This is a genomic window from Burkholderia sp. Bp9012 (genome assembly GCF_003853825.1).
Taxonomy (GTDB): Bacteria; Pseudomonadota; Gammaproteobacteria; order Burkholderiales; family Burkholderiaceae; genus Burkholderia; species Burkholderia diffusa.
Window position 1 is genome coordinate 1 of record NZ_QTQA01000075.1, and the last position, 1338, is coordinate 1338.

General features: G+C 61.3%; 1 protein-coding gene. It reads right to left on the bottom strand.

Going from position 1 to position 1338, the window contains the following annotated elements:
- Window positions 1-32 precede the first annotated feature (32 nt).
- A protein-coding gene (locus DIE11_RS35950) for an IS3 family transposase (protein ID WP_124489792.1) occupies window positions 33-1243 on the bottom strand; the annotation gives its coding sequence in 2 pieces (ribosomal slippage) (window positions 33-928 and window positions 928-1243; 1212 coding nt in all).
- Window positions 1244-1338 lie beyond the last annotated feature (95 nt).

The following is a 1338-nucleotide window of genomic DNA, read 5'->3' on the forward strand; positions in this document are numbered from 1 at the left end:
TTGGAGTTGACCCTGTAATCCCGGACACAGCGTCACACTAAGGTTGCAGAATCCATTGAGCGCCGGAACTCGCGAGGCGAGCGGTACTTCAGCGCGCTATGGGGATGCTTCTCGTTGTAATGCTCGAACGCGATGGCCAAGTTGCGTGCAGCAGTCGCTGCGTCCGGCTTCGGCATGAAGGCAACGTAGTCGCGCTTCATTGTCTTCACGAAGCTCTCGGCCATCCCGTTACTTTGGGGGCTGCACACCGGCGTGGTCAATGGCTTCAGGCCGATGGCCGCTGCAAACCGGCGTGTATCGTCGGCCGTATAGCCCGAACCGTTGTCGCTCAGCCACTCGATTTCGGACGGTGTATGCAGCTCGTTGCCAAACCGATTTTCCACTGCAGCCAGCATCACGTCGCGCACGATGTCACCACTGTGGCCTGCCGTCGTGGCCGCCCAGCTCATGGCTTCCCGGTCGCAGCAGTCCAGCGCGAACGTCACGCGCAGCGGTTCGCCGTTGTCGCAGCGGAACTCGAAGCCGTCCGAACACCAACGCTGGTTGCTGCACGCCACGGCCACCTTGCCATCGTGCCGGCGTTGCTGCCGAGGCGGAGTCGGACGACGTTGCATCAGCAGACCATGCGTGCGCATGACGCGATAGATGCGCTTCGCATTGAACGGCACCTGTCCGGCGGCAACGCGTTCATTACGCAACGTGCCCCAGACGCGGCGATAGCCATAGCTGGGCAAATCGGCGACAACCCGGCGGATTTCTTCGACCACCACCGCATCGTCGGTCTGCCTGGATTGCCGCCCATCTCGCCATGTGGCCGGACGCGACAGTCGTGCCGAAACGTTCGAGCGCGACACGCCGAGAACTTCACAAACCAGTTTCACTGGTCGTCCTCCGGCAGCGAGGGCGAGTGCGCTATCCATTTTTTTGCTCGGCCATACTCGACTGCTTCGCGGAGAATCTCGTTCTCCATAGTTTTCTTGCCAAGCATCCGCTGCAGCTCACGAATCTGCTTGAGCGCGTCGGCCAGCTCTGAGGCCGGAACCACTTCCTCGCCAGCCTTGACCGCTGACAGGCTCCCATCCTGGTACAGCTTGCGCCAGTGGAACAGCTGGTTCGGGTTCACGCCGTGCTGCCGCGCGACCATCGAAACCGACTTCCCTGGTTCGAAACTCTCGCGAACCATCGCCAGCTTTTGCTCCGCCGTCCAGCGCCGCCGGCGCTCCGGGCCCGTCAACACTTCCATCACTTCCTGCCTGGTGTTAGTCAACAACACAGTCTTATGTCTACCCGTTATTGTAAGTGGGTGACTGTGTCCGGCGTTTCAGGGGGCTGCTCCAG